We start from the raw sequence: 23567 nt of genomic DNA on the forward strand, positions 1-23567 counted from the left end.
TGACTCATCACGAAGATAATAATTTTTGAAAGCAATTCACAACTAATTAACACTTGTTACAGTTTCACCGATAGCTGTGACTCATCACGAAGATAATAATTTTTGAAAGCAATTCACAACTAAATTGTAGTTTGGCTACGAAAGAAGTTAGCTGTGACTCATCACGAAGATAATAATTTTTGAAAGCAATTCACAACTAACTAGGAACGATATTTGCAGTAAATAAAGCTGTGACTCATCACGAAGATAATAATTTTTGAAAGCAATTCACAACGCGTTGAATCATTTGTCAATTATCTGAGGGGCTGTGACTCATCACGAAGATAATAATTTTTGAAAGCAATTCACAACGCATAAGGAAACTAAGCCAAAAGATAAACAGCTGTGACTCATCACGAAGATAATAATTTTTGAAAGCAATTCACAACTCGTATGATTTTGTCTGATATTTTTCCTCAGCTGTGACTCATCACGAAGATAATAATTTTTGAAAGCAATTCACAACAGAGTCCTACGATATAAGTATGACCGTAAAGCTGTGACTCATCACGAAGATAATAATTTTTGAAAGCAATTCACAACTGTTGATTGGTAGTCCCATCACATGAATAGGCTGTGACTCATCACGAAGATAATAATTTTTGAAAGCAATTCACAACTTATTTTCTCTGAGAAAATTCAAGATCAGCGCTGTGACTCATCACGAAGATAATAATTTTTGAAAGCAATTCACAACTCGAATGATCTGAATACATAAGCAAATCGAGCTGTGACTCATCACGAAGATAATAATTTTTGAAAGCAATTCACAACCATAACTGTTATCTTTTAATTATACTCAAAGCTGTGACTCATCACGAAGATAATAATTTTTGAAAGCAATTCACAACGATGGAACGATTGTTGCTTTTAACGCAAAAGCTGTGACTCATCACGAAGATAATAATTTTTGAAAGCAATTCACAACATGTAGTTGCGGAATGTGTAGATCCGAAAAGCTGTGACTCATCACGAAGATAATAATTTTTGAAAGCAATTCACAACGATCAATGGGACTAAGTTCCGGGATCGTCAGCTGTGACTCATCACGAAGATAATAATTTTTGAAAGCAATTCACAACTGTAGATGAAGAGGGGAATGTTTTGGAAAGGCTGTGACTCATCACGAAGATAATAATTTTTGAAAGCAATTCACAACTACCAATGCAGATCAGTATTTCAGATATTTGCTGTGACTCATCACGAAGATAATAATTTTTGAAAGCAATTCACAACGTAAACATTACAATGTTATGTGGATTTTTAGCTGTGACTCATCACGAAGATAATAATTTTTGAAAGCAATTTTCAAGAGAATATAAAGTATAAAAAATCCCTCAATTAGAGGGATTATATCTTATTAAATAGGAACGCAATAGCAGTTACAAGCTGTATCTGGTTCTGGACCACAGATTCCAATAGCATCGCAGATTAACATGTATTGAGGTTGGCAAATACCATCTCTGTTGCCGCCACCATTTACTTTTTTTAACTGATCTCTAGAAATTTTTTTGAAATTTTTCATAGTATAATTTTAATTTGTAAGCGATAAATATATGAATTATTTTCTATTTATTGATTTAAGGTAAAAATATTTACTGGATATTATTAAATATATATGTAAATTTATGATAGGGGTGATGGGGATAAAATGTAATAATAGAATGAATGTTTTTAATTTTCATTTTTTTTACATGAGGTTGTTTAAGCTTTTATATTCATTATTTTAACCATAAACACACAAAAGTTTTAAACACTTAAACTTTTTCAGGACCAAGCCTTATGTATACTTTTCTGCGGTATCATATTAAACTTACCTAAGTGAACTCAAGTGTTTTAAAATGAAACCTTGTGTGACTTTTGTGGTTTTGCAAAGTTTAAACAACTTTATGTTAAAATTCCTAATGCTGATAAGAAAATTATATTTCTTGACGTATGTTAAGGGATCTCCAATTAGGTTTTTCTATTTTTGTACCCGAAAACAACAAAATTTTAATAAACTTTTTTAAAACAGTTCAATATGAAAAAAATTAGCGTAATTGCATTAGTAGGAGTAGGATTGCTTTTAGCATCATGTAATAAAGAAAAATCAGCAGAGTCTGCAGCGACAGCTCAGGAGCAGACAGTAGCTGAAAGCAAAGGTGAAACACTGGCAGTAGATACAGTAGCTTCAGTAGTGAACTGGAAAGCTTTCCACAAAGGGGGGATGGCACCTCGTTGGGGAACACTTACGGTAAAGTCTGGAGACATCAGTGTTGATGCAGGTCAGGTTGCAGCAGGAAATTTTATTATTGATATGAATTCTATCAAAGTAGACCCGGCTTCAGTAACAGAAAAAGATAAAAAACCGGCTGATCTAGAAGCTCACCTTAAAAATCCTGATTTCTTTGATGTAGCGAAAAACCCTACTTCAGATTTCAAAATTACAAGTGTTACAGATTTGAAAGAAGCACCAAAAGACGCTGTAGCAGGAGCTAATAAAACGGTAAGTGGAAACCTTACACTATCAGGAAAAACAATGAATGTTACCTTTCCTGCGAAAGTAGAGGTAGCTGAAAATTCAGCAGCTATTCAGGCTAAGTTTACTGTGAACAGAGCAGATTGGGGACTTAAATTCGGTACTTCTGAAGCAGATCCGGCAGAATGGATGATCAGCAAAGATATCGAGATTGCGATCGACGTAAAAGCTAAAAAATAAGTTATTTAAACTTTAATAACGACAAGAGCTGTCTTCATGAAGGCGGCTCTTTTTTATTTTAGATTTTTTTGATCAAATAGATAAAAAATTAATTGATAATCTTAGAATTCTGAATTCTTACACAAAATTCACTTCCAAGATACAAAGGATTACCATGTTTCTCAGACCAGAATCCATCCAGAACGTCTTTGCTGAGGCAGCGGTAAACAGCAACTCCTTTGTAGATTTTATCATCTTCTCCTTTGTAGTTGAAATTAATCACTAAAATCTGGTCTTTGTAAAATCCTGTTCCATTTTGCTGATGGTCGCCAATCATCCATTGAGCAGTAATACGGTTATTCTCATCAATAGTTAAGGTTAATATTCCATGATAAGATGGATGGAAAGATTCTTCCTGATTACTTCCCTCAATTGAATAGCTTCCTGCAAGATCCTGTACCGTCATTGAATTGTTTTTAAGAAGGACAAATTTAAAAAATCTTATTCTGATAAAACTGCCAACATGATAAATAAGTATAAATTTAAGAGTTGCTCCATTTACAAATTAAGCTTTACTTTTGCAGTAAATTAATTTTAGAATGATTCCTTTTCTGTTGATAATGAACCTTATTACATTTGGTGTCTTTGGTTTTGATAAATGGCAGGCCCAAAAACATCAATGGAGAATTTCAGAAAATACCCTTTTATTACTCTCTATTTTAGGCGGAATTTTAGGAGCTGCTTCCGGAATGATTCTTTTTAATCACAAAGTTTCCAAAAAGTCCTTTCTAATGAAATTCATTCTTGTGGTTTTAATTGATCTGGTGTTTTTTTATCGATTGATAAGACATTGATATTAAAAATGTTAAATGTTTCAATATTACGTTTGGTGTTATATTTTTATCATGCTAATAACAAATAAACAAACAACATGAAAATCTCAAAAAAATCTCGAGAATTGAAATGAAATCGGTACAAGGAGGAATTATTAAAGGAATGGTAAGATATAAAGATGCCGATACATGTGCTGTAAGATGGGGTTGGGGAACCGGATTCTCCAGTAATTGCGGTGAGTTTGATATTATATGCGGAGAACCACCTGCAGTAGATCCATGTGAAGTACAGATCTGTATATAGATAGTTTAAAGAGTGTTTTTTGAACACTCTTTTTTTATTGTCTTATAAATAAGTATTTTGAACAAATTATTAAATATTTTGATAACTAAATATTTTTTCATTAAAAATCACTACTTTTGCACCCGTAAAAATCTTTTATGCAAAACATTAGAAATATTGCGATTATCGCACACGTTGACCACGGAAAGACGACTTTGGTTGACAAGATCATTCACGCTACCAACATTTTCAGAGAAAATCAGGAGAGTGGGGAGTTAATTATGGATAACAACGATCTTGAAAGAGAAAGAGGGATCACTATCTTATCCAAGAATATTTCTGTTACTTATAAAGACACAAAAATTAACGTAATTGATACTCCTGGTCACGCCGATTTTGGTGGAGAAGTAGAAAGAGTATTGAAAATGGCTGATGGGGTTATTTTGTTGGTGGATGCGTTCGAAGGACCAATGCCACAAACAAGATTCGTACTACAGAAAGCATTGGAATTAGGATTGAGACCATTAGTGGTTATCAATAAAGTAGATAAGCCAAACTGTCGTCCGGACGAAGTTCACGATAAAGTATTTGACCTGTTCTTCAACCTTGAAGCTACTGAAGAACAATTGGATTTCCCTACGTTCTATGGATCTTCAAAACAAGGATGGTTCAACACCTCATTAGAGCAGACTGAAGATATCTTACCATTATTAGACGGTATTTTACAATATGTTCCTGAACCGAAAGTAACAGAAGGAAATCTTCAGATGCAGATTACTTCTCTTGACTTCTCTTCTTTCTTAGGAAGAATTGCAATCGGGAAAGTAACAAGAGGTGAGATCAAAGAATCTCAATGGATTGGTCTTGCCCAGGCAGAAGGTAAAATCGTAAAAGGAAAAGTAAAAGAACTTTACGTTTTCGAAGGATTAGGAAAGAAAAAAGTAACCGAAGTAAAAGCAGGAGATATCTGTGCTGTAGTAGGTTTTGATGCATTCCAGATTGGTGATTCTTTCGTTGATCTTGAAAACCCTGAGCCATTGGAAAGAACAGCAATTGACGAGCCTACGCTGAACATGACGTTCTCTATCAACAACTCACCTTTCTTCGGTAAAGACGGAAAATATGTTACTTCTAACCACCTTAAAGAAAGATTAACAAAAGAATTAGAGAAAAACCTTGCATTAAGAGTTCAGCAGACTGACGATGCCAATACATTCCTTGTATTCGGTAGAGGTATTCTTCACTTGTCAGTTTTGATCGAAACGATGAGAAGAGAAGGATACGAAATGACAATTGGTCAGCCGCAGGTTATCTTCAGAGAAATTGATGGTGAGAAATGCGAGCCTTATGAATCTTTGGTTGTTGACGTTCCTGAAGAATTTGCTTCAAGAGTTATTGACCTGGCAACTCAGAGAAAAGGTGACCTTCACATTATGGAAACTAAAGGTGAAATGCAGCACATGGAATTCGAAATTCCTTCAAGAGGTTTGATCGGATTACGTTCTCAGATGTTGACAGCTACTGCTGGTGAAGCTATCATGGCACACCGTTTCACAGAGTACAAGCCTTTCAAAGGTGCTATTCCTGGAAGAAACAATGGAGTTCTGATCAGCAAAACTACAGGTCCTGCTACAGAATATTCTATTGCTAAACTACAGGATAGAGGTAAGTTCTTCGTGGATCCGGGTGAGGAAATCTACACAGGAATGATCATCGGTGAACAAAACAAACCTGGAGACCTGGTAGTAAACATTGTAGAAGCAAAACAGCTGAACAACATGAGGGCTTCAGGAAAAGATAAAGATACTGGTGTTGCTCCAAAAATCTTATTCTCTCTGGAAGAATGTATGGAATACATCCAGGGTGATGAAGCGATTGAGGTAACTCCGAACTTCATCAGAATGAGAAAGAAAATCCTTTCTGAAGAAGAAAGAAAAAGAGTAGAAAGATCTGCGAAAGCATAATCTAAATAATTTTTAAAGTCCTCAGTAATGAGGACTTTTTATTTTAAAAAAAACAAATGATGAATTTTATTTTTAAAATCGCCTGTAAAGATGAAAAAGGTTTAGTACATAAGATCTCGGATGTGCTGTTGAAAAACAATCTTAATATTGTAAAAAATGACGAGTTTGTGGACAGAGAAAAGTCATTGTTCTTTATGAGAACCGAAGTTTCGGGCATTGCTGATCCTCAAAAAGTGATGGATCAAATCAAAGATCAATTGGGGGATTGCAACATTGAACTAAGCAAAAATACACCCAAAAATATTGTTGTTTTGGTGACAAAAGAACATCATTGTTTGTCAGATTTGCTGATCAGAAACCATTTCAAGGATCTTAACTTTAATATTCTGGCGGTTATCGGGAATTATGAAAGTCTAAAAGATATGACAGAGAAGTTTGATGTTCCGTTTCACTATATTTCTACAGAAAATATCACAAGAGAGGAGCATGAAATTCAAATCATGCAAACCCTCAAAAATTATGAATTTGATTATCTGGTTTTAGCCAAGTTCATGAGAATCCTTTCAACCAATTTTGTGGAAAAATTTAAAGGAAGAATAGTTAATATACACCATTCATTTTTACCTGCTTTTATTGGTGCGAATCCTTACAGACAGGCTTTTGAAAGAGGAGTAAAAATCATTGGAGCAACAGCACATTTTGTGACTGATGATCTGGATGAAGGCCCAATAATCTATCAGGATATTATCAAGGTGAGTCATTCCAAAACAGCAAAAGATCTTGCGAATCTGGGAAGGGATGTTGAAAGAAATGTCCTGGCAAATGCTTTGAAACTGGTTTTTGAAGATAAAGTTTTTATTGATGGAAATAAGACTATTATTTTTGAATGATGAGTTGAAAATATAATTTATTATAATAAATTTTAAAAGCTAAAAAATAATTTATTGTAGTTTTGCAGACTATGAGAATGAATAAATTAAAACTTATCGTTTTATTGGGCGTTTTTGCATCGTATACTACCTCATGTTCCGTTCAGAACAATGTTGTAAAAACACCCTCCACGAAGAATCCGACAAAACCCACCAACAATACAAATCCTCCAAAAGTAATTCCGGTAGCAACAAAATCAACAACAGGAACAGCAGCTTCAACGGAAGAAAATTTCAGAACCAATCTTCCGGAAATCAAAAGAGAATTCCGCGGAGCATGGATTGCCAGTGTAGCCAATATCAACTGGCCTTCAAGAAATGACCTTACAGTAGATCAGCAGAAGGCAGAAGCAATCAGTATGCTTGATATGCTGAAAGATAATAATTTCAATGCGGCTATTTTCCAGATCAGACCTTCTGCAGATGCACTTTATACAAGTAATATCGAACCATGGTCTTATTTCCTGACCGGAGAAACAGGAACGGCTCCTTACCCAAACTATGATCCGCTTCAGTTTTGGATCGAAGAAGCTCATAAAAGAGGATTGGAACTTCATGTCTGGTTGAATCCTTACCGAGCACATCATACCAACGGAGGAGCTGTGAATAAGCTGTCAATGGCCAATAAACTGTCCGATATTGTGGTAAGACTAAAGAATGGAATGTACTGGTTTGATCCCGCTAATCCGAAAACACAAGGCCATGTGTCCAATGTGGTAAAAGATATTGTAAAAAGATATGATATTGATGCTGTGCATTTCGATGATTATTTCTATCCTTATGCTACTTACAATAAAGGAGCAGATTTTCCAGATAACGCCAGTTGGAATGCTTACTTAAGCAACGGAGGTACTTTATCCAGAGCAGATTGGAGAAGAGATAACGTGAATAAATTTGTAGAACGTATCTATAAAGAAATTCATGCAGAAAAAAATAATGTAAGATTCGGGATTAGCCCGTTTGGAATCTGGAAACCCGGATATCCTGCAGGAATTGTAGGGTCTTCTCAGTATGACGAACTGTATGCAGATGCTAAACTTTGGTTAAATAAAGGCTGGGTAGATTATTTCTCACCACAGTTGTACTGGCCGGTAGATTCCAAAGGGCAAAGCTTTGAAGCCTTGTTAAGCTGGTGGCAGTCTGAAAATACAATGAACCGTCACTTGTGGCCGGGGCTTAATACAGTTGAGATTAAAGTTTCAGACCGTCCTGCAGAAATTAAAAATCAGATCGCTATTTCCAGAAATATTCTTAAAAATGATGCAGGAGAAATTCACTGGAGCATTGCAGGTCTTACCAAAAATCCCAATATGCTGCCCGCTTTGAAAAGCGGACCATACAATGAAAAAGCATTAGTTCCCAAATCTCCATGGATTAAAACTGTTCCGTTACAAACTCCTACCTTATTTATTGCTGATAACGGAAGCTTTGCTCAGACAAGCTGGAGTAGCAAAAATACAGCCGATGTATTTTTATGGGTACTTTTCACTCAGTACAACGGAGTGTGGCAAACAGAAATTCTGACATTGGATACGCTTTCAAAAGATATTCCCAAATCTAAAGACGGAAAAAAATTGAATGCCGTTGCCATCAAAGCCATCGACAGATTAGGAAATGAAAGTGATTATTCAGCGAGAAGAATTAAATAACCAGGCTGAAAACTGCTCCCGATACGTCATTGCAAACTTTTCGGAAACGCAATTCCAACTATAAATTTAAAACTCGGTTCTGTCTTGGAACCGGGTTTTATTTTAGAATAACTATAAATTATCAATTTAAAATACTGTAAATCAGTTATATTTTTAATTAAAACGTGTGTTTTTAAGTAAATTGAAAACTTTATCGGAATCATTTTTGCATAAGTAATCCCATAATCACCAAAATATAACATTATGAATACTAAAAGACTTTCCACCAATATGGAAAAAGCACTTAGTGACCAGATGAACAAGGAAATTCATGCATCACACATTTTTTTATCTTATGGAATCTGGGCCGATGATAAAGGCTATCAGGGGATTGCTAATTTTCTGTACCGACACGCCCAGGAAGAGAGAAATCACTCCATCAAATTCATGGAATATATTTTAAACAGAGGAGGTAAACCAAAAGTAACGGCTATTCCGGCTCCTCCAGCTGATCCTAAAACACTTACAGCATGCTTTGATGGTGTTTTTAAACATGAAGTGGATAATACCACTGCCATTTATAAAATTGTAGATCTTTCTATGGAAGAAAAGGACTGGGCTACGTGGAATTTCATGCAATGGTTTGTACAGGAACAGATTGAAGAAGAAACATTAGCACAGAATTTAATAGATAAATTAAAAATTGCAGGAGGTGACAGAGCTACCGATGAATCTTTATTTACTTTAGATAAGGCATTACAGGAAGCACCCAATGATGTTCCGCTGGCCCAGAATGCTACAGGAGCTAATCCGTAAGAATACCTGGTAAAACTAAACCTTTTGAAAATCTGTCAGAATACTGGCAGATTTTTTTATTATGAAACTCCCTCAAAAATCACTATCTTTGCACACTCGTAATTCAAGGTTCTGAGTTCAATGTTTAAAGTTGAGAATACCTTGGGTTGCTCCTAAATCTTAAACTTTGAATTTTACAATATGAAATGTGGAATCGTAGGCCTGCCGAATGTAGGTAAATCAACACTTTTTAACTGTCTGAGCAATGCAAAAGCTCAATCAGCAAACTATCCTTTCTGTACTATTGAACCGAACCTTGGAACGGTTTCTGTACCGGATCAGAGATTGTTTGAACTGGAGAAAATCGTAAAACCTGAGAGAGTTTTACCTGCTGTAGTTGAGATTGTTGATATTGCAGGTCTTGTAAAAGGAGCCAGCAAAGGAGAAGGATTGGGGAACCAGTTCTTAGCTAACATCCGTGAGTGTGAAGCGATTATTCACGTTTTAAGATGTTTTGACAATGGAAATATCGTTCACGTAGAAGGTTCTGTAGATCCGTTAAGAGATAAAGAAATTATTGATATAGAGCTTCAGCTGAAAGACCTTGAAACTGTAGGTAAAGCAGTGGAGAAAGCTAAAAAATTCATCAAATCAGGGAAGAAAGAAGATATTCTTACTTACGAAACCCTTCAGAATTTACAGAAATTTCTTGAAGATGGTAAAAATGCAAGAGAATTCGCGACTGATGATTTTACAAAATCAATCATCGGAGAAGTTCAATTGTTGACAAATAAACCGGTTCTTTACGTTTGTAACGTAGATGAAAACTCTATCAAAAACGGAAATGAGTGGATTGCTAAGATTGAAGAAATGGCTAAAGGCGAAGGTGCTGAAGTAGTCGTATTAGCCGCTCAGATCGAAGCTGATATCAATGAGCTTGAAACTTTCGAAGAAAGAGAAATTTTCCTTGATGAGCTAGGGCTTACAGAACCTGGTGTTAACCGTTTGATCAGAAAAGCGTATGATCTTTTGAAACTTCAGACCTATTTTACAGCTGGGGTAAAAGAAGTAAGAGCCTGGACTATCGGACAGGGATGGACTGCTCCACAAGCTGCAGGAGTAATCCACACAGACTTTGAAAAAGGATTTATCCGTGCAGAAGTAATCAAGTATAACGATTACGTAAACTATGGTTCTGAAGTAAAAGTAAAAGAAGCTGGAAAGCTTTCTGTAGAAGGTAAAGAATATATCGTACAGGATGGCGACATCATGCACTTTAGATTCAACGTATAAGAAAAGTATTAAAGTTAGTTATAAAAAAAAGCGTTTCCATGAATTTGGGAGCGTTTTTTGCTTTTATACATCAAACTTTAACTATGAAAATCTGTTATTTTACAATTCTTATTTTATTTTTTTCATGTTCTCAATCTGTTGAGAAAAACTGTTTTACCAACAGAAGAGATCAGGTGTTTGAAGTTTATAAGGAACAGAAGCCTTATACTGTGAAACAGATACTGAATAAAAAGGTTGATTATTTAGAAATTACTAGCCTTAAGAAATACCGCAGTTTTAGGCAAGACAGTGTTGAATCTTTTACCCATGCAGGATCTGAAGTATATGAAAAAATGGAAAAAAGGCTGGAAAGTCAGTTTAAAGTATTCAGAGAGAAATTTTCAGATCAGTTTGCGTTTTATTCTTCGCAGCAGGTAGGGAATGTTTTGTATGGTTTAGGACGAAACAGACTTGGCTTCTGGCTTCTGACTATTGAAAATGAAAAACCTAAAGCATATTTTCTTGGATTGAGTTTCAGCCATTATTACATCAACGAAATTCAGGAATTGCCTATTATCAAAGATGGGTTTCTTCAGTTTGAAGGAAGTCTTGTGAAAATTGTAAAGGTAGGAGGGCTTCCCGGATATGATGATTATTCTGCAATGGAAGACGGGAAACTTTTTAAAATGAGCCTGAAAGATGTAACGAAGGATTCTGATCATGATGGTTATAATGATATCTTTGAGAAAAGTTTTGGACTTAATCAGATGGATAAGGATACAGATGGAGATGGCATTAATGACTTTGAGGATATGAATCCTTTATTTAAATCTGAGAAGAACAAATTTACTCAGCTTTATGAGCTTTTACAGCCCAATAATGGAATGATTAATATGAAAAAACTACATTATACATTTCAGATTTATGAAACTGATTGTGACTATTTTCATCAGATTAACCCTGAGGCAAGAGTACTATTTGTTTCGGAAGATAAAAATAAGCAAACTCCTTATCTGAGGATTACGGATGTAACAGACAGGAACATTTCCAAAATTCAAACCAATGATAAAGATCCGAATATATTCTATATCTATGTTTCAGGAAGTGGATTTACTAATGATTATGCTGCAGAGTATATAAAGGGAAAATGGATGCTAAAAGATCTAGGTGGTACTGTGAGCTAAATGAATACAAATTAAAAATCGCTTCTTTTTAAAGAAGCGATTCATTTAATATCATTATAATATTGGAGGCTCTAAGTTTGGCCAACATGGTGGTTCTACACAATTAAAAGACCTTTTTATACAAGTATTTGATGTTGGCATGCACACTTCTGTTACCCCAGGACGGCATTGCTTTTCATAGCATGATGGATGAATTTGTGCACATCCTCCGTTAGCTCCTCCAGCACATATCATTACGCCTCCTTTAATGGTCTTCAACTCTTTTTTATTCAGTTTTTTACCATTATTTAAATGTTGATTTTTCATTCGTTAAAGTTTTTATGGTTTAGTTTCTTTTACAATTCAATACCAGGTTGGCATTGTAATTCTGCACAGGCAAAAGAATACCTCTTGCAGGTAAGATCTGGAAGCAGACACATTTCTTTTCCTCCGGTAATTACTCTTAAATGTTTTTTGTTCAGTTTTTTTCCGAGAGTTAAGTTTTTGCTTTTCATTGGTTTAATTTTTAATGGGTTAGTTTTAACGAAAATAATAAAAATAAATGAGTTATATCACTGTATATAAAAAAAATATAAAAAAATATAATACTATATCTGCAATATTGTGATAAATTTTCAATATAATAAGTGATTCTATTGAAAATTTCAATAAATACGCATGGTGTGTTTTTTTGAAATTAAAAAAATCTTGAGATCGGACGAGCAATCTGTAATCATTTCAAAAAAGGTTGATTGATAACTTCGTATATTTGAATTTTACAAATTATCTGCCATGGAAAAAGCAGCACATACCTCACTGGAAGATTTTTATAAAGAGATGGCTGCCAAACTGGGCAAAGATCTTGAAAGTATTTTCCCAAAAGGACTTCACAAAGACATTGGTCACTTTAATGTTTTTGATATTGCCCAAACAATAGAAAGGGCAAAGACTACTTCTGAGATGCCTTATAACAGGAGGAAATACTATAAAATAAGCTTTATAAAAGGAAGAAACAGGGCAGAATATGCAGATAAAGTAATTTCAATACAGCAAAATGCTCTATTATTTGCTACGCCTAAAGTTCCCTATCACTGGGTTCCTGAAGACCCGGATCAGTCCGGAAGTTTCTGTGTTTTTACGGAGGATTTCTTTATTAAGGATAAGTCTTATTACAATCTGGAAGATCTTCCTATTTTTCAGCCAGGCGGAGTTCCTGTTTTTGAAATTGATGGTGAGCTTGCAGAAGAGATTGAAAGCCTCTTTAAAAAGATAAAAAAAGAAATAGATTCAGATTATGTATTTAAATATGATCTGATCAGAAACTATGTTCTGGAGCTGATTCATTATGGACAGAAATTACAGCCTGCATCCAAAATATCAGCATCCAATAATTCTTCTATGAGAGTGGTTTCTTTATTTATAGAGCTGCTTGAAAGACAGTTTCCTATTGAATCATGGGAACAGAGGCTGCAACTGAAAACAGCAAAAGATTATGCAGACAGGCTGGCAGTTCATGTGAATTATCTAAATAAAAGATTAAAAGAAAACACCGGAAAAACAACCACAGAGTTTATTTCTGACCGGATTATCCAGGAAGCTAAAATACTTTTAAAACAGACGAAATGGAATGTTTCAGAAATATCTTACGCTCTGGGATTTGAAGAGATAGCCCATTTTTCCAATTTCTTTAAAAGGAAAACCACTTTTACTCCGTTGGAATTTCGTTCCTGATTTGAATTTTGCAAATTTCAGATTGATTCAAGCAAATACTTCAGTCTGAAAATATCCCAACTTTGTACCATCAAAATAATCAAAATACAATGAACGCAAAAACAAATACTGCACTGGTAACCGGAGGAAGCCGTGGATTAGGGAGAAATTCAGCACTTAAAATTGCTCAAAAAGGATTGGATGTAATTATTACTTACAGAAGCAACAGGGAAGAAGCAGAAGCTGTTGTCCATGAGATCAAATCACTGGGAAGGCATGCTGTTGCATTTCAGCTTGATACAAAAGACATTAAAAGCTTTGATGCATTTGTGAAAAACGTAACAGATCATTTACAGCAGAACACAGGAAGTACTCATATTGATTACCTGATCAATAATGCAGGAACAGCCTTATATTCTCCCATTACAGAAGTTACGGAGGAACAGTTAGATGACGTGGTGGATATTCACTTTAAAGGAGTGTTTTTCCTGACTCAAAAATTACTGCCATTTATTAATGACGGAGGAGGTATTATTAATATTTCTTCCGGTCTGGCAAGATTTGTAACACCGGGATCTTCTGTTTACGGATCAATCAAAGCAGGAGTAGAAATGCTTACGAAATATATGGCGAAAGAATTGGGACCAAGAAAAATCAAAGCCAATGTTGTGGCTCCGGGAGCTATTGAAACAGATTTTGGCGGCGGAAGGGTAAGGGATAATGAAGAGATCAATGCCATGGTGGCTGGTGCTACAGCGCTGGGAAGAGTAGGTCTTCCGGATGATATTGGTGGAGTAGTTGCCTTTCTGTGTACGGAAGATGCAAGATGGATCAATGGACAAAGAATTGAAGTTTCAGGAGGAGTGTTTTTATAACATTTATTATAACCAAAATAACCCGGGCGGCTCAGAATGAGCCGCCCGGGTTATTGATCTTTGTTTCACCCCTAAAATTATAATTTAGATAAATTCTCAATCGCCTTTTCTAATGTCTCCTGTTTCTTGGCAAAGCAGAGCCTGATGACATTCTCGTTCAGTTTGTTTTTATAAAATGAAGAGAAAGGAACACTGGCTACCTTATGATTGATGGTAAGTTCTGAAGCAAAATCAAAATCATTTTTATCGGAAATTTTATTATATTTTACCGCCTGAAAATAAGTTCCTTCACAATCAAGGAGTTCAAATGAAGTGCCTTCAAGGCCTTTTCTCAGAAAGTCTCTTTTTTCCTGAAAAAACTGATTCAGATGAGTGTAATGTTCATCATTTTTCATGTATTCTGCCAGTGCAAGCTGAATGGGAGTATTTACACAAAAAACATTGAACTGATGCACCTTTCTGAATTCTTCCGTTAAGATTTTCGGTGCTGCACAATACCCTACTTTCCATCCGGTAACATGGAAAAGCTTCCCAAAAGAGGCCACAAGAATGCTTCTTTCTTTCAATTCAGGATATTTACAGATACTTAAATGCCGTTTCCCATCAAAAACAATATTTTCATACACTTCATCACTCAAGATAAGGATAGAAGTTCCTTTTACCAGTTTGATAAGTTCCTGTATATCATTTTCTTTCAGGATTTTTCCTGAAGGATTATTGGGGTTGTTAAGAATTATCATCCTGGTTTTTTCACTGACAAGATTTTTTACTTCAGCCCAGTTGATTTCATAATCCGGGGCTTTCATTTCAAATCGTTTTACAATACCTCCGAAAAGTTCTACAGTAGGTTCGTAGCAATCATAGGCCGGTTCAAAAATAATCACTTCGTCATCCTTTTTAATAAAAGAGGCAATAGTGGTGAAAATTGCCTGGGTACCGCCAGCAGTAACTGTTATTTCAGAATCCGGATGGTATATTGCCTGATGGCTGTTTTCAATTTTTCGTGCAATTTCTTCCTTTAAACCAATCATTCCACCAAGAGGAGCGTACTGATTGAAGCCTTTTTTAATAAAATGATCTACATGATTTAATAATTCTGAATCAGGCATAAAATCAGGAAATCCCTGAGACAGGTTGATGGCCTCATTTTCATTGGCAAGCTGAGTCATCTGACTGAAAATAGTAGTTCCTACGTTGGAAAGTTTTGATAATGGAAGTTGTATCATAAAAGCAGTTTTGTTGACCGAATTTAATGAAATATTTACAACAGTCTGAAATTATGGTCGTAAAACTTAGAAAATAACAGATATAAAGAGAATGATGGAAAAGTGTAAGGTAAAATAGTCAGTTGAAGTGTTTGAAATTATTTAAACATTTGTTTAAATTTTTCTTTTGAATCAATGGAAAACCATTTACATTTGTCAGACAACACTTTAAAAACAATCGGGCATCGGGAAAAGAAAAAATTGTAAAATATTACTATAAAAAGACCATCCTTATAGCAGGATGGTCATTATGTTATAAGGAATAAACTTAATAAAAGCTCAATAATAAATCTATCTGTGCATTACTTACTCCTGCGGGTCTGTTTGCTTTAAGCTGAGTGCTTAAGCTGCTTAATCCATAACAATGTTTTAGAAAATTATTTTCAATATTGGCTAAGGTATAGCCGATAACCTGGTCATTTACCGTTCCCATAGGTTGAGGACTGAATGACTGTCCCAACTCGTTGAAGTTATCAATTAAATTAATGAATAAGCTTGTATAGTCAGAACTTGTATTCAGACTCCAGAACTGATATCCGAAACGATTAGGAAATACAGGAGGATTAGACGGATTATAATTAGGAGCTCCATAATTAGGGATTCCTCTTTCTCTGTATTCTATTCCTGTTACAAACCATTCTACAGCACATGGCCAGCTTTCCTGCAGCATAGAATTAACCTGTGAATACTGAACTGCTCCGGTGTTCATTTTGATAACATGGGACGTATGGGCGAGTTCATGTACCGTGGTTGAAAAATAATCATCAGAGTTATATTCTGTAGTTGAACCAGATCGGAATCTTGCTATTTTCAGGTAAGGAAAAACAACATAATTGATTCCCTGCCAATCTTTAGCTGTATTCTTAGCTATAATGTGCGAACGGTTTCCGCTCGGTCTGATAGGTCTTTGCAAGCCTCCAATATCTTTATAAAAATAACGGTAGGCTGCTCTGAACATATGGCCCTGCATATTTTCATAGCCAGGCATGATGTCATGACTCCAATGGTTACTTTTTATATTATTTCGAACCACTTTGGAAGGGGTAACCTGATTATCTTTTATCACGAAATGCTTTCTATCCATATGCAGCTTGAAATCTACATTTCTGTTATGTTGGAAAGGCAGACCGCTTAAGCCGTATTGACCATTTGCATTGGTGATACCTTCTCTTGTTCTCAACCCCCTTTTAGCGGTAACTTTGGCACCTTCAAAAGGGATCAGTGTATTTAATCTTGTATCAAAAATTCGGATAGTACCATATATTGGAGCACCGCCTCCGCCACCTCCGGGATTCGGGTTTGGATTGGGATACCATTGCCCGGGTTCTCCTATATTATCCCAAGGTATATTATGAGCCAGTTCCCAAGGGGTGAAGCCGGACATATTTTCAGCCCTTTGTACCAGGCTATATACAAATTTGTAATTCATATTACCAGTGCCTAAGAGTTCGATATCCTCTTCGGGAAGATACACTTCCTGAAGAATCTCATAGCTAATCCCGGCAGGTAAGGCCGTCTCGTTTTTCACCGTTGCATATTGTGGGGTAGGCTGATCAGCGGGAATATCGGGATCATGATAGAATTTACCTACTACCAATACTTCTTTATCAAGCGGATAATCATAAAGAATAAGATCGGATTGCTGAAGTGCTTCCAGCTCATCTTCTGTTGTTGGATTAAATTTAATGTATTTGTGTGTAGAGCGAATATTTACAGCAGTGAATGATCTGTTGCCTTCTGCTTTTGGTTCAGCCAGTAATGATTTGTAAGCAGCCATCATGTTTTCAATCGTATAAGGAATAGGAAGCTGTTCTCCTAATACCGTAGGTTCTCCTTCCTCAGCATATTTTGTTTCATCCTCCGAAGTGAGATTCCTGTTCATGAGTTGAGAATTGGAAGCTTCAGTGTCGAATTGCTCCATCGTATCGGAGCAGGATGCCGTTAAAAGGCAAGCCATGGCAATATAGAGGGTTATTTTTCTCATGTTTTTGATTTTTTAGTTTTTTTGCATTGTTTTCTGATCCGGTAATTGAACTACCGGATGCTTTTCTTTAAAAAGCAACATTCCAATCTGCTGACCGGAATGTATCTTTAAATTGTTATTTAGGCTCAATCCATGGTAATCCGTTCCATGGCATTGTGTAGATGAAAGGAATCCCTCCAATAGGTTGTGGATTGGGAGCAATGGGAGGCTGGGGCTGGGGAATCGCTCCGGGGCCGCTAGGTGTAATAAACGCTGTTCCTCCGATAATGGAGTTCATTTGATTTCTCTTGAGTACTTTTTTAGTGATTTTCATGATAATTTTTTTTTGTTTAACATGACGAAAATAGAGAAGAATTTTAGCAAAAAACAGCAGCAACTAATAAGTGCGAAGGTTGAATAAGTAAGTGCGAAAGAAAATGTTTATTCGGGTTTTCCTATGATGGAAAGAAAATCATTCTTCTTGCGGTAAGAAACATCCAGAACAGATCCGTCGCTCATCACTACCTGACCGCCTCGGCCTTTAATATACTCCTGAAGATGATCAATATTAATAAGATGCTTATGATGTATCCTGAAAAAATGGTGTTCCATCAGAATAGGTTCAAATTCATGAAGAGTTCTGGATACCATTATTTTTGATTTATCGGCAAGATAAAAAAAGGTATAGCTTGAATCTGCTTCACAGCGGATAATGTTGGATATTTCTATAAACTTAAAGCCCTGAAGAGTAGAAAGAATGATTCTGTTGTCCTTTAAATGAGTATGATGTGAAGGCTGCATTTTTTTGATATGATCCAGTGCCTTATTAACGGCAATAATAAAATCCATTTTTTTTATAGGTTTTAAAAGATAATCTGTAGCCCCATTTTTAATCGCCTGAATAGCAAAATTTTCGTAAGCTGTGATAAAAATAATCTGGGAATGAACTTCATTTAACTTTGAGAGTAAATCGAAAGTGGTTCCATCGCCCAGCTGAACATCCAGAAACAGAATGTCAGGAGAGTTTTTGATAAGGTAAATATAAGCTTCTTCAACAGAGGAAGCCCGAAATTCTATGTTGATTTCAGGAAATTCATTTTCCATAAGTAATGCAATATAATCTCTTCCGTCTTGTTCATCATCAACAATGCATGCCTGTATTTTATTTCTCATAAGGTCTTATATAAAGTTTGATTTGTGTTCCCTGCCGATTATTTTCAGTAAGGGTATTGATTTCTAAAAATATATTGGTGTCAAAAAGCTGTTTGAAAGTCTCAATTCTTTTATGAGAAAGTTTTACCCCAAAGGAGTTGTCTTTTTTCAAAGATTCCTGATTGGAGATTCCTGGGCCATTATCTTCAATGGTAATACATAAAGAAACATTCGTATAATCAAAGCTGATGATAATTTCTCCTTTTCTGTCTTTTAATCCTGAAATACCATGTTTTATGGCATTTTCTACGAAAGGCTGTATCAGTAAAGAAGGAATAGTCCAGTTTTGATCTATCTGTCCGGAAATAATAATTTTATACTCAAAAAGATCTTTTACACGGAGCTTTTCCATATCAAGATATAAAGTGAGATATTCCACTTCATCTTTTATAGACATGAAGGTTTTTTCCGAATAATAAAGTGTTTTTCGTATCATCTTGGCGAAAATATCCAGGTAGTTTTCTGTTTCGCGGTACTCTTTTTTATATAATAAAAATTGAATGGAATTCAGGCAGTTGTAAATAAAATGAGGATTGATCTGAGCTTTAATAGCCTGAAGTTCAAGTTCGGCAATCTTCTTTTCATACTCCATTTTTTCCAGCTTCTTATTCCGTTTTTTATGGAGATAAGAAAAGATAATTATCAATAAAGTTCCGATAAAGATGATCACCAATATCAGCCTGAACCACCAGGTCTGCCAGAACAGAGGTTTTATATCAAAAGTGATGTCAGAAGAAGCATAGGATTGTTTTCCGTTATATCCTAAACCGTAAACCCGGAAGGTATACTTACCCGGGGGAATAGAGCTGAAGATAATTTTAGAAGAATTATTGATCTGCCATGAATTATTAAGGCCTTCCAGTTTGTATTTATAACTTATTTTTCCCAATGAGGTATAATCAAGAAAGCTGAGATTGAAAATAACCGTATTGTGGGCATAAGCAGTCAGGCTTTTCTGTAGGTCGTAGTGCTCATTATTTTCAATCGATACTGAGTTAATGACCACCTTTTTATGAATAAATTTTTCCTGAGTCAGTAGTTTTTTGATGGAAAATATCCCAAGCCCTTTAGATGTTCCAATGAAGATGGTGTCATTTTTTATCACACAGCCGGCTACCGCATCAGAGGGAAGACCGTCTGTCTGGGTAAAATTATTGATACGTTGATTCTTTGCTGTTAGTTCGATTCTGGATATCCCTGAATTGGTGCTTGCCCAGAACGTATTTTTATTTTCTACCTCTATTTTTTTTACCTGGTCATTGATTAATCCGTTATTCCTTCCGATTTTTCTTAAAATTCCTTTAGTATTAAAAATAATGATTCCATAGAGGTTAGTAGATCCCAGATAGGTGTGGCTATCTAATTTTTTGATATCCGTAAAATAGTATCCTTTTAAAAATAAAGTTTTTTTTCCCGTTCTGACATTATATTTGTACAGATCACTGAAGCTGCCAATAAACAGATTCTTCCTGTCATAAGGAAAAACCGTGTATACCCGCTCCTGAAAAAGAGTGGTTATTTTTTTGCTTTTTAAATTGTATATCAATAAACCGCCTGATGTACAGAAAAATAAGGAATCCGGGGTGTAGGAAACAATGTTTTTGAGAGAACAGTATATTTTTTTAGAAGTGTTATTGGACATATCATGAACAATAACCTTACCTGATAAACCGAAAATGGAAATATTGCCTTTTAAATACACAGCAATATTTTCATCTTTATCACCTTTATCAAGGGTTATATTTTGTATTTTATTGTTTTTGCTGATAAGAGCTCCGGCAGATTGATTGTAGCCGAGAAGAATATTTCCGTTATCTTTTGCAATGGCTTTTATATACTCAGAATTACTTTTTACAGGCAAATTGATATGATTGGCAAAAAGGGATTTTGATATGAAAAACACACCGTTATTACGCGAATTGAACCATACATTATCATCCTTGTCTACCAGAACATTATTGATCACATACCGCTCCAGTATCTTAACAGGAGTATCAAGAGTTTTCTTCTTTTCGGTCAGGGATTGGTTGAAATATAAAACGCCGCCGTTACTTATATTCAACCATAATTTATTGTTTTTATCAATAAGTCCGTAGAAGACATTCTCTTGTGTACTACAGTCATAAGACAGGATCTTTTTTATACCTGAGTAAGCAGAGAGCTGATAAACTTCAATGGTATTTTTATGTAAGAACACAAACAGATCACCTTTTTCACAGATCATACTTCCAATACCTCCTTTCCAATGTTGTTTTTTTCCGGTAGTGATGTTGTAGACAAGTATATCTCCCTGATGAGGATCATGTAAATAGAGATTGTAAGTGTGTGGCTCAAACCTGAGCGTTGCAAAAGATCTTTTCCCATAATCTAATGGGACAGGCATCTTTTTAACTTTTCCATTTTCATAGATGAAAATATTCTGAGGATTGAAATTTCCATAAAAATAAAGTCGGTTTCCGTCACGGGTAACTTTCGGAATTGAGCTTGAAAACTGATTTTTTACATAATCATTAATATTCAGATTGATAACACGGCCGTTTTTTAAATAAGCAAAATCATTCAGAAAGGGAAGAATGAATACCTCACCGTTGGGCAAAGGCTCACAGGATATAATATCAATATTCTTTAAACCTTCTTTCTTACCGTACTGCTTAAATTCTTTTCCATCAAATCTGAATAAGCCGTTATCGCTGCCTATCCAGATGAAGCCATTTTTATCTTGTCTCAGATGATAGGTATAGGAGCAGTTTAATCCTTCCTCATCACTGTAGTTCACCATCCCGGGGATCTGTGAAGGAAATAAGGAGGAAAAGAATAAACTTAGAGATAATGTGAGGAAAGTAAATAAATTTTTCACATGACAATGATAATTTCGTAAATATATAATTTGATTAAGAATAATACAATGTTTGTGGCAGAATATTGAAAAAAAACAAGATGAAAAAATTCGGATAATTTTGGACAATTTCGTACTTTTGTATGTTTGCTGAAATCATATATGTCACAAGAAATAAACCCAACCTACTCCGAAGATAATATCAGAACCCTTGATTGGCAGGAACACATCCGTCTGCGTCCCGGCATGTACATCGGGAAGCTCGGTGATGGTTCTTCCGCTGATGATGGTATTTATATCCTGTTAAAAGAAATTCTTGACAACTCTATTGATGAGTTCAGGATGAGATCAGGGAAAAGAATTGAAATAAAGCTGGACGATGGCAAAGTTACAATTCGTGACTTTGGACGTGGGATTCCGCTAGGGAAGGTGGTAGACGCTGTCTCAAAAATGAATACAGGGGGTAAGTACGATAGTAAAGCCTTTAAAAAATCTGTAGGATTGAACGGAGTTGGTACCAAAGCGGTAAATGCCCTTTCAGACTACTTCAGAGTTCGTTCTTTTCGTGACGGAAAAATGAAAGCTGCTGAATTCTCCCGCGGAATGATCAAAGAAAACTTTGATGAGAAAGAAACGTCGGACAGAAACGGTACTGAAATTTCCTTTATTCCTGATGGAGAAATCTTCCTGCATTTCAAATACAGAAAAGAGTATATCGAAAGAATGCTCCGCAACTATGCTTATCTGAATCCCGGATTAAAAATCCTGTTCAACGGAGAAACCTATTATTCTGAAAACGGTCTTAAAGACTTATTGGAAGAAGAGCTGGAAAGCGATATCCTTTATCCGATCATTCATCTAAAGGATGATGATATTGAGGTAGCCATTACCCATTCTGACAAATCACAGACAGAAACCTATTTCTCATTCGTGAACGGGCAGAATACAACGCAGGGAGGAACACACCTTAATGCATTCCGTGAAGCGTATGTAAAGACGGTTCGTGAATTTTTTAATAAAAGTTTTGATGCTTCTGACATCAGAAAGTCTATCATTGCTGCGATTTCCATTAATGTAGAAGAACCCGTTTTCGAATCCCAGACCAAAACAAAATTAGGATCTAATGATATGGGACCGAACGGACCCACTGTAAGAACATTTATTATTGATTTCCTTAAGAGTAAACTGGATAATTTCTTACACAAAAATCCGGAAATAGCAGAAGCAATCCAGAGAAAAATATTAATTTCAGAAAGAGAAAGAAAAGAACTTTCCGGAATTCAGAAACTGGCCAGAGAAAGAGCAAAAAAAGTATCTCTTCACAATAAAAAACTTCGTGACTGCAGACAGCATTATAACGATCAGAAAGCCGAAAGAAAGGGAGATACGCAGATCTTCATTACCGAAGGAGATTCTGCATCCGGATCCATCACAAAATCCAGAGATGTAGAAACGCAGGCCGTATTTTCATTAAAGGGTAAACCGCTTAACTGCTATGGTCTTACTAAGAAAGTAGTGTATGAAAATGAAGAATTTAACCTTCTTCAGGCAGCTTTAAATATTGAAGAAAGTCTGGAAGACCTGAGATACAACCAGGTAATTATTGCTACCGATGCCGATGTTGACGGGATGCACATCCGTCTGCTGATGATTACTTTCTTCCTGCAGTTCTTTCCGGATCTGATTAAAAACGGACACCTTTATATCCTTCAGACTCCGTTATTCAGAGTAAGAAATAAAAAAGAAACAAGATATTGTTATACAGAAACAGAAAGAATAAAAGCATTAAACGAACTAGGAAAAAATCCTGAAATCACCCGATTTAAGGGATTAGGAGAAATCTCTCCGGACGAATTTAAGCATTTCATTGGTAAAGATATCCGTTTAGAACCTGTAGTAGTGGGGAAAGACCAGACGATTGATCAACTTCTGGAATTCTACATGGGAAAAAATACTCCCGACAGACAGACCTTCATTCTTGAAAACCTTGTAGTAGAAGATGATAAGGATATTGATAAAAAAGAAATGCTGGATGAATTAGAAAATTAAAAAAACTTATAACTTAAAAAGCTGGTTGTAAAAAGCATTGCAGACTGAAAAAAGCACACTTTTGGATGAAGTAG

The 23567-nt window shown here is 35.5% G+C and carries 21 protein-coding genes and 1 CRISPR repeat array; of the genes, 12 read left to right on the plus strand and 9 right to left on the minus strand.

Annotation, left to right across the window (positions count from 1 at the left end):
* The first annotated feature begins 72 nt into the window (after window positions 1-72).
* A CRISPR array of direct repeats spans window positions 73-1352; the repeat unit is 48 nt; unit sequence AGCTGTGACTCATCACGAAGATAATAATTTTTGAAAGCAATTCACAAC.
* A 47-nt stretch (window positions 1353-1399) separates the two neighbouring features.
* Window positions 1400-1564 (minus strand): bacteriocin-like protein, encoded by a 165-nt coding sequence (locus EK417_RS21225; RefSeq protein ID WP_168802037.1) that lies wholly within the window; start codon window positions 1562-1564, stop codon window positions 1400-1402.
* A gap of 495 nt (window positions 1565-2059) precedes the next feature.
* Here EK417_RS21225 and EK417_RS19110 point away from each other — a divergent pair, with 495 nt between their 5' ends.
* Window positions 2060-2737 (plus strand): YceI family protein, encoded by a 678-nt coding sequence (locus tag EK417_RS19110; RefSeq protein WP_076597516.1) that lies wholly within the window; start codon window positions 2060-2062, stop codon window positions 2735-2737.
* 88 nt (window positions 2738-2825) lie between these two features.
* On the opposite strand, the gene EK417_RS19115 is transcribed toward EK417_RS19110, so the two are convergent.
* Window positions 2826-3182 carry a hypothetical protein gene (locus EK417_RS19115; RefSeq protein ID WP_076597517.1) on the minus strand — a complete coding sequence of 119 codons (357 nt, stop codon included), beginning with the start codon at window positions 3180-3182 and terminating at the stop codon, window positions 2826-2828.
* Window positions 3183-3336: 154 nt separating this feature from the next.
* On the opposite strand from EK417_RS19115, the gene EK417_RS19120 reads away from it, so the two are divergent.
* From EK417_RS19120 to EK417_RS19150, 8 genes are all read left to right on the plus strand, one after another.
* The gene (locus EK417_RS19120; protein ID WP_228457972.1) at window positions 3337-3570 is read left to right on the plus strand and encodes a DUF1294 domain-containing protein; all 234 of its coding nucleotides are present in this window, start codon (window positions 3337-3339) and stop codon (window positions 3568-3570) included.
* A 64-nt stretch (window positions 3571-3634) separates the two neighbouring features.
* Window positions 3635-3853 (plus strand): bacteriocin-like protein, encoded by a 219-nt coding sequence (locus EK417_RS21230; RefSeq protein WP_438830171.1) that lies wholly within the window; start codon window positions 3635-3637, stop codon window positions 3851-3853.
* 137 nt (window positions 3854-3990) lie between these two features.
* Window positions 3991-5796, plus strand: a complete 1806-nt coding sequence (gene typA / locus EK417_RS19125) for a translational GTPase TypA (RefSeq protein WP_076597519.1) — start codon at window positions 3991-3993, stop codon at window positions 5794-5796.
* Between the two features lie 56 nt (window positions 5797-5852).
* Window positions 5853-6686 carry a formyltetrahydrofolate deformylase gene (gene purU, locus EK417_RS19130; RefSeq protein WP_228457971.1) on the plus strand — a complete coding sequence of 278 codons (834 nt, stop codon included), beginning with the start codon at window positions 5853-5855 and terminating at the stop codon, window positions 6684-6686.
* Window positions 6687-6757: 71 nt separating this feature from the next.
* Window positions 6758-8374 (plus strand): glycoside hydrolase family 10-like protein, encoded by a 1617-nt coding sequence (locus EK417_RS19135; protein WP_136523067.1) that lies wholly within the window; start codon window positions 6758-6760, stop codon window positions 8372-8374.
* A gap of 243 nt (window positions 8375-8617) precedes the next feature.
* Complete coding sequence (locus EK417_RS19140; protein ID WP_076597523.1) at window positions 8618-9169, plus strand: ferritin; 552 nt, start codon at window positions 8618-8620, stop codon at window positions 9167-9169.
* A gap of 180 nt (window positions 9170-9349) precedes the next feature.
* On the plus strand, window positions 9350-10441 hold the full coding sequence (gene ychF, locus EK417_RS19145) for a redox-regulated ATPase YchF (protein ID WP_062675159.1): 1092 nt from the start codon (window positions 9350-9352) through the stop codon (window positions 10439-10441).
* An 83-nt stretch (window positions 10442-10524) separates the two neighbouring features.
* On the plus strand, window positions 10525-11604 hold the full coding sequence (locus EK417_RS19150) for a hypothetical protein (RefSeq protein WP_110366327.1): 1080 nt from the start codon (window positions 10525-10527) through the stop codon (window positions 11602-11604).
* A gap of 54 nt (window positions 11605-11658) precedes the next feature.
* Here the strand turns inward: EK417_RS19150 and EK417_RS19155 are convergent, their stop codons facing one another.
* Complete coding sequence (locus tag EK417_RS19155; RefSeq protein WP_110366326.1) at window positions 11659-11910, minus strand: bacteriocin; 252 nt, start codon at window positions 11908-11910, stop codon at window positions 11659-11661.
* 29 nt (window positions 11911-11939) lie between these two features.
* On the minus strand, window positions 11940-12098 hold the full coding sequence (locus tag EK417_RS21235; RefSeq protein WP_168802039.1) for a hypothetical protein: 159 nt from the start codon (window positions 12096-12098) through the stop codon (window positions 11940-11942).
* A 277-nt stretch (window positions 12099-12375) separates the two neighbouring features.
* Here EK417_RS21235 and EK417_RS19160 point away from each other — a divergent pair, with 277 nt between their 5' ends.
* Window positions 12376-13314: a helix-turn-helix domain-containing protein gene (locus EK417_RS19160; RefSeq protein ID WP_136523068.1), complete on the plus strand. Its 939-nt coding sequence runs from the start codon at window positions 12376-12378 to the stop codon at window positions 13312-13314.
* 89 nt (window positions 13315-13403) lie between these two features.
* Window positions 13404-14168 (plus strand): SDR family NAD(P)-dependent oxidoreductase, encoded by a 765-nt coding sequence (locus EK417_RS19165; protein ID WP_136523069.1) that lies wholly within the window; start codon window positions 13404-13406, stop codon window positions 14166-14168.
* 77 nt (window positions 14169-14245) lie between these two features.
* Here the strand turns inward: EK417_RS19165 and EK417_RS19170 are convergent, their stop codons facing one another.
* The 5 genes from EK417_RS19170 to EK417_RS19190 all read right to left on the minus strand — a co-directional run bounded on the left by EK417_RS19170 (window position 14246) and on the right by EK417_RS19190 (window position 21465).
* Entirely contained in the window at window positions 14246-15394 is a 1149-nt protein-coding gene (locus EK417_RS19170) for a methionine aminotransferase (protein ID WP_136523070.1), read from the minus strand.
* Window positions 15395-15701: 307 nt separating this feature from the next.
* Window positions 15702-17417: a hypothetical protein gene (locus EK417_RS19175; RefSeq protein WP_136523071.1), complete on the minus strand. Its 1716-nt coding sequence runs from the start codon at window positions 17415-17417 to the stop codon at window positions 15702-15704.
* Between the two features lie 115 nt (window positions 17418-17532).
* Window positions 17533-17730, minus strand: coding sequence for a hypothetical protein (locus EK417_RS19180; RefSeq protein WP_136523072.1), 198 nt, complete (start codon window positions 17728-17730; stop codon window positions 17533-17535).
* Window positions 17731-17837: 107 nt separating this feature from the next.
* Entirely contained in the window at window positions 17838-18569 is a 732-nt protein-coding gene (locus EK417_RS19185) for a LytR/AlgR family response regulator transcription factor (RefSeq protein WP_076597529.1), read from the minus strand.
* Window positions 18559-21465: a sensor histidine kinase gene (locus EK417_RS19190; RefSeq protein ID WP_136523073.1), complete on the minus strand. Its 2907-nt coding sequence runs from the start codon at window positions 21463-21465 to the stop codon at window positions 18559-18561. The genes EK417_RS19185 and EK417_RS19190 overlap by 11 nt, the downstream gene beginning before the upstream one ends.
* A gap of 141 nt (window positions 21466-21606) precedes the next feature.
* Here EK417_RS19190 and EK417_RS19195 point away from each other — a divergent pair, with 141 nt between their 5' ends.
* Window positions 21607-23493 carry a DNA topoisomerase IV subunit B gene (locus tag EK417_RS19195; protein ID WP_076597531.1) on the plus strand — a complete coding sequence of 629 codons (1887 nt, stop codon included), beginning with the start codon at window positions 21607-21609 and terminating at the stop codon, window positions 23491-23493.
* Window positions 23494-23567 lie beyond the last annotated feature (74 nt).

Origin of the sequence: Chryseobacterium candidae (assembly GCF_004916905.1) — a bacterium.
GTDB classification, from domain to species: Bacteria; Bacteroidota; Bacteroidia; order Flavobacteriales; family Weeksellaceae; genus Chryseobacterium; species Chryseobacterium candidae.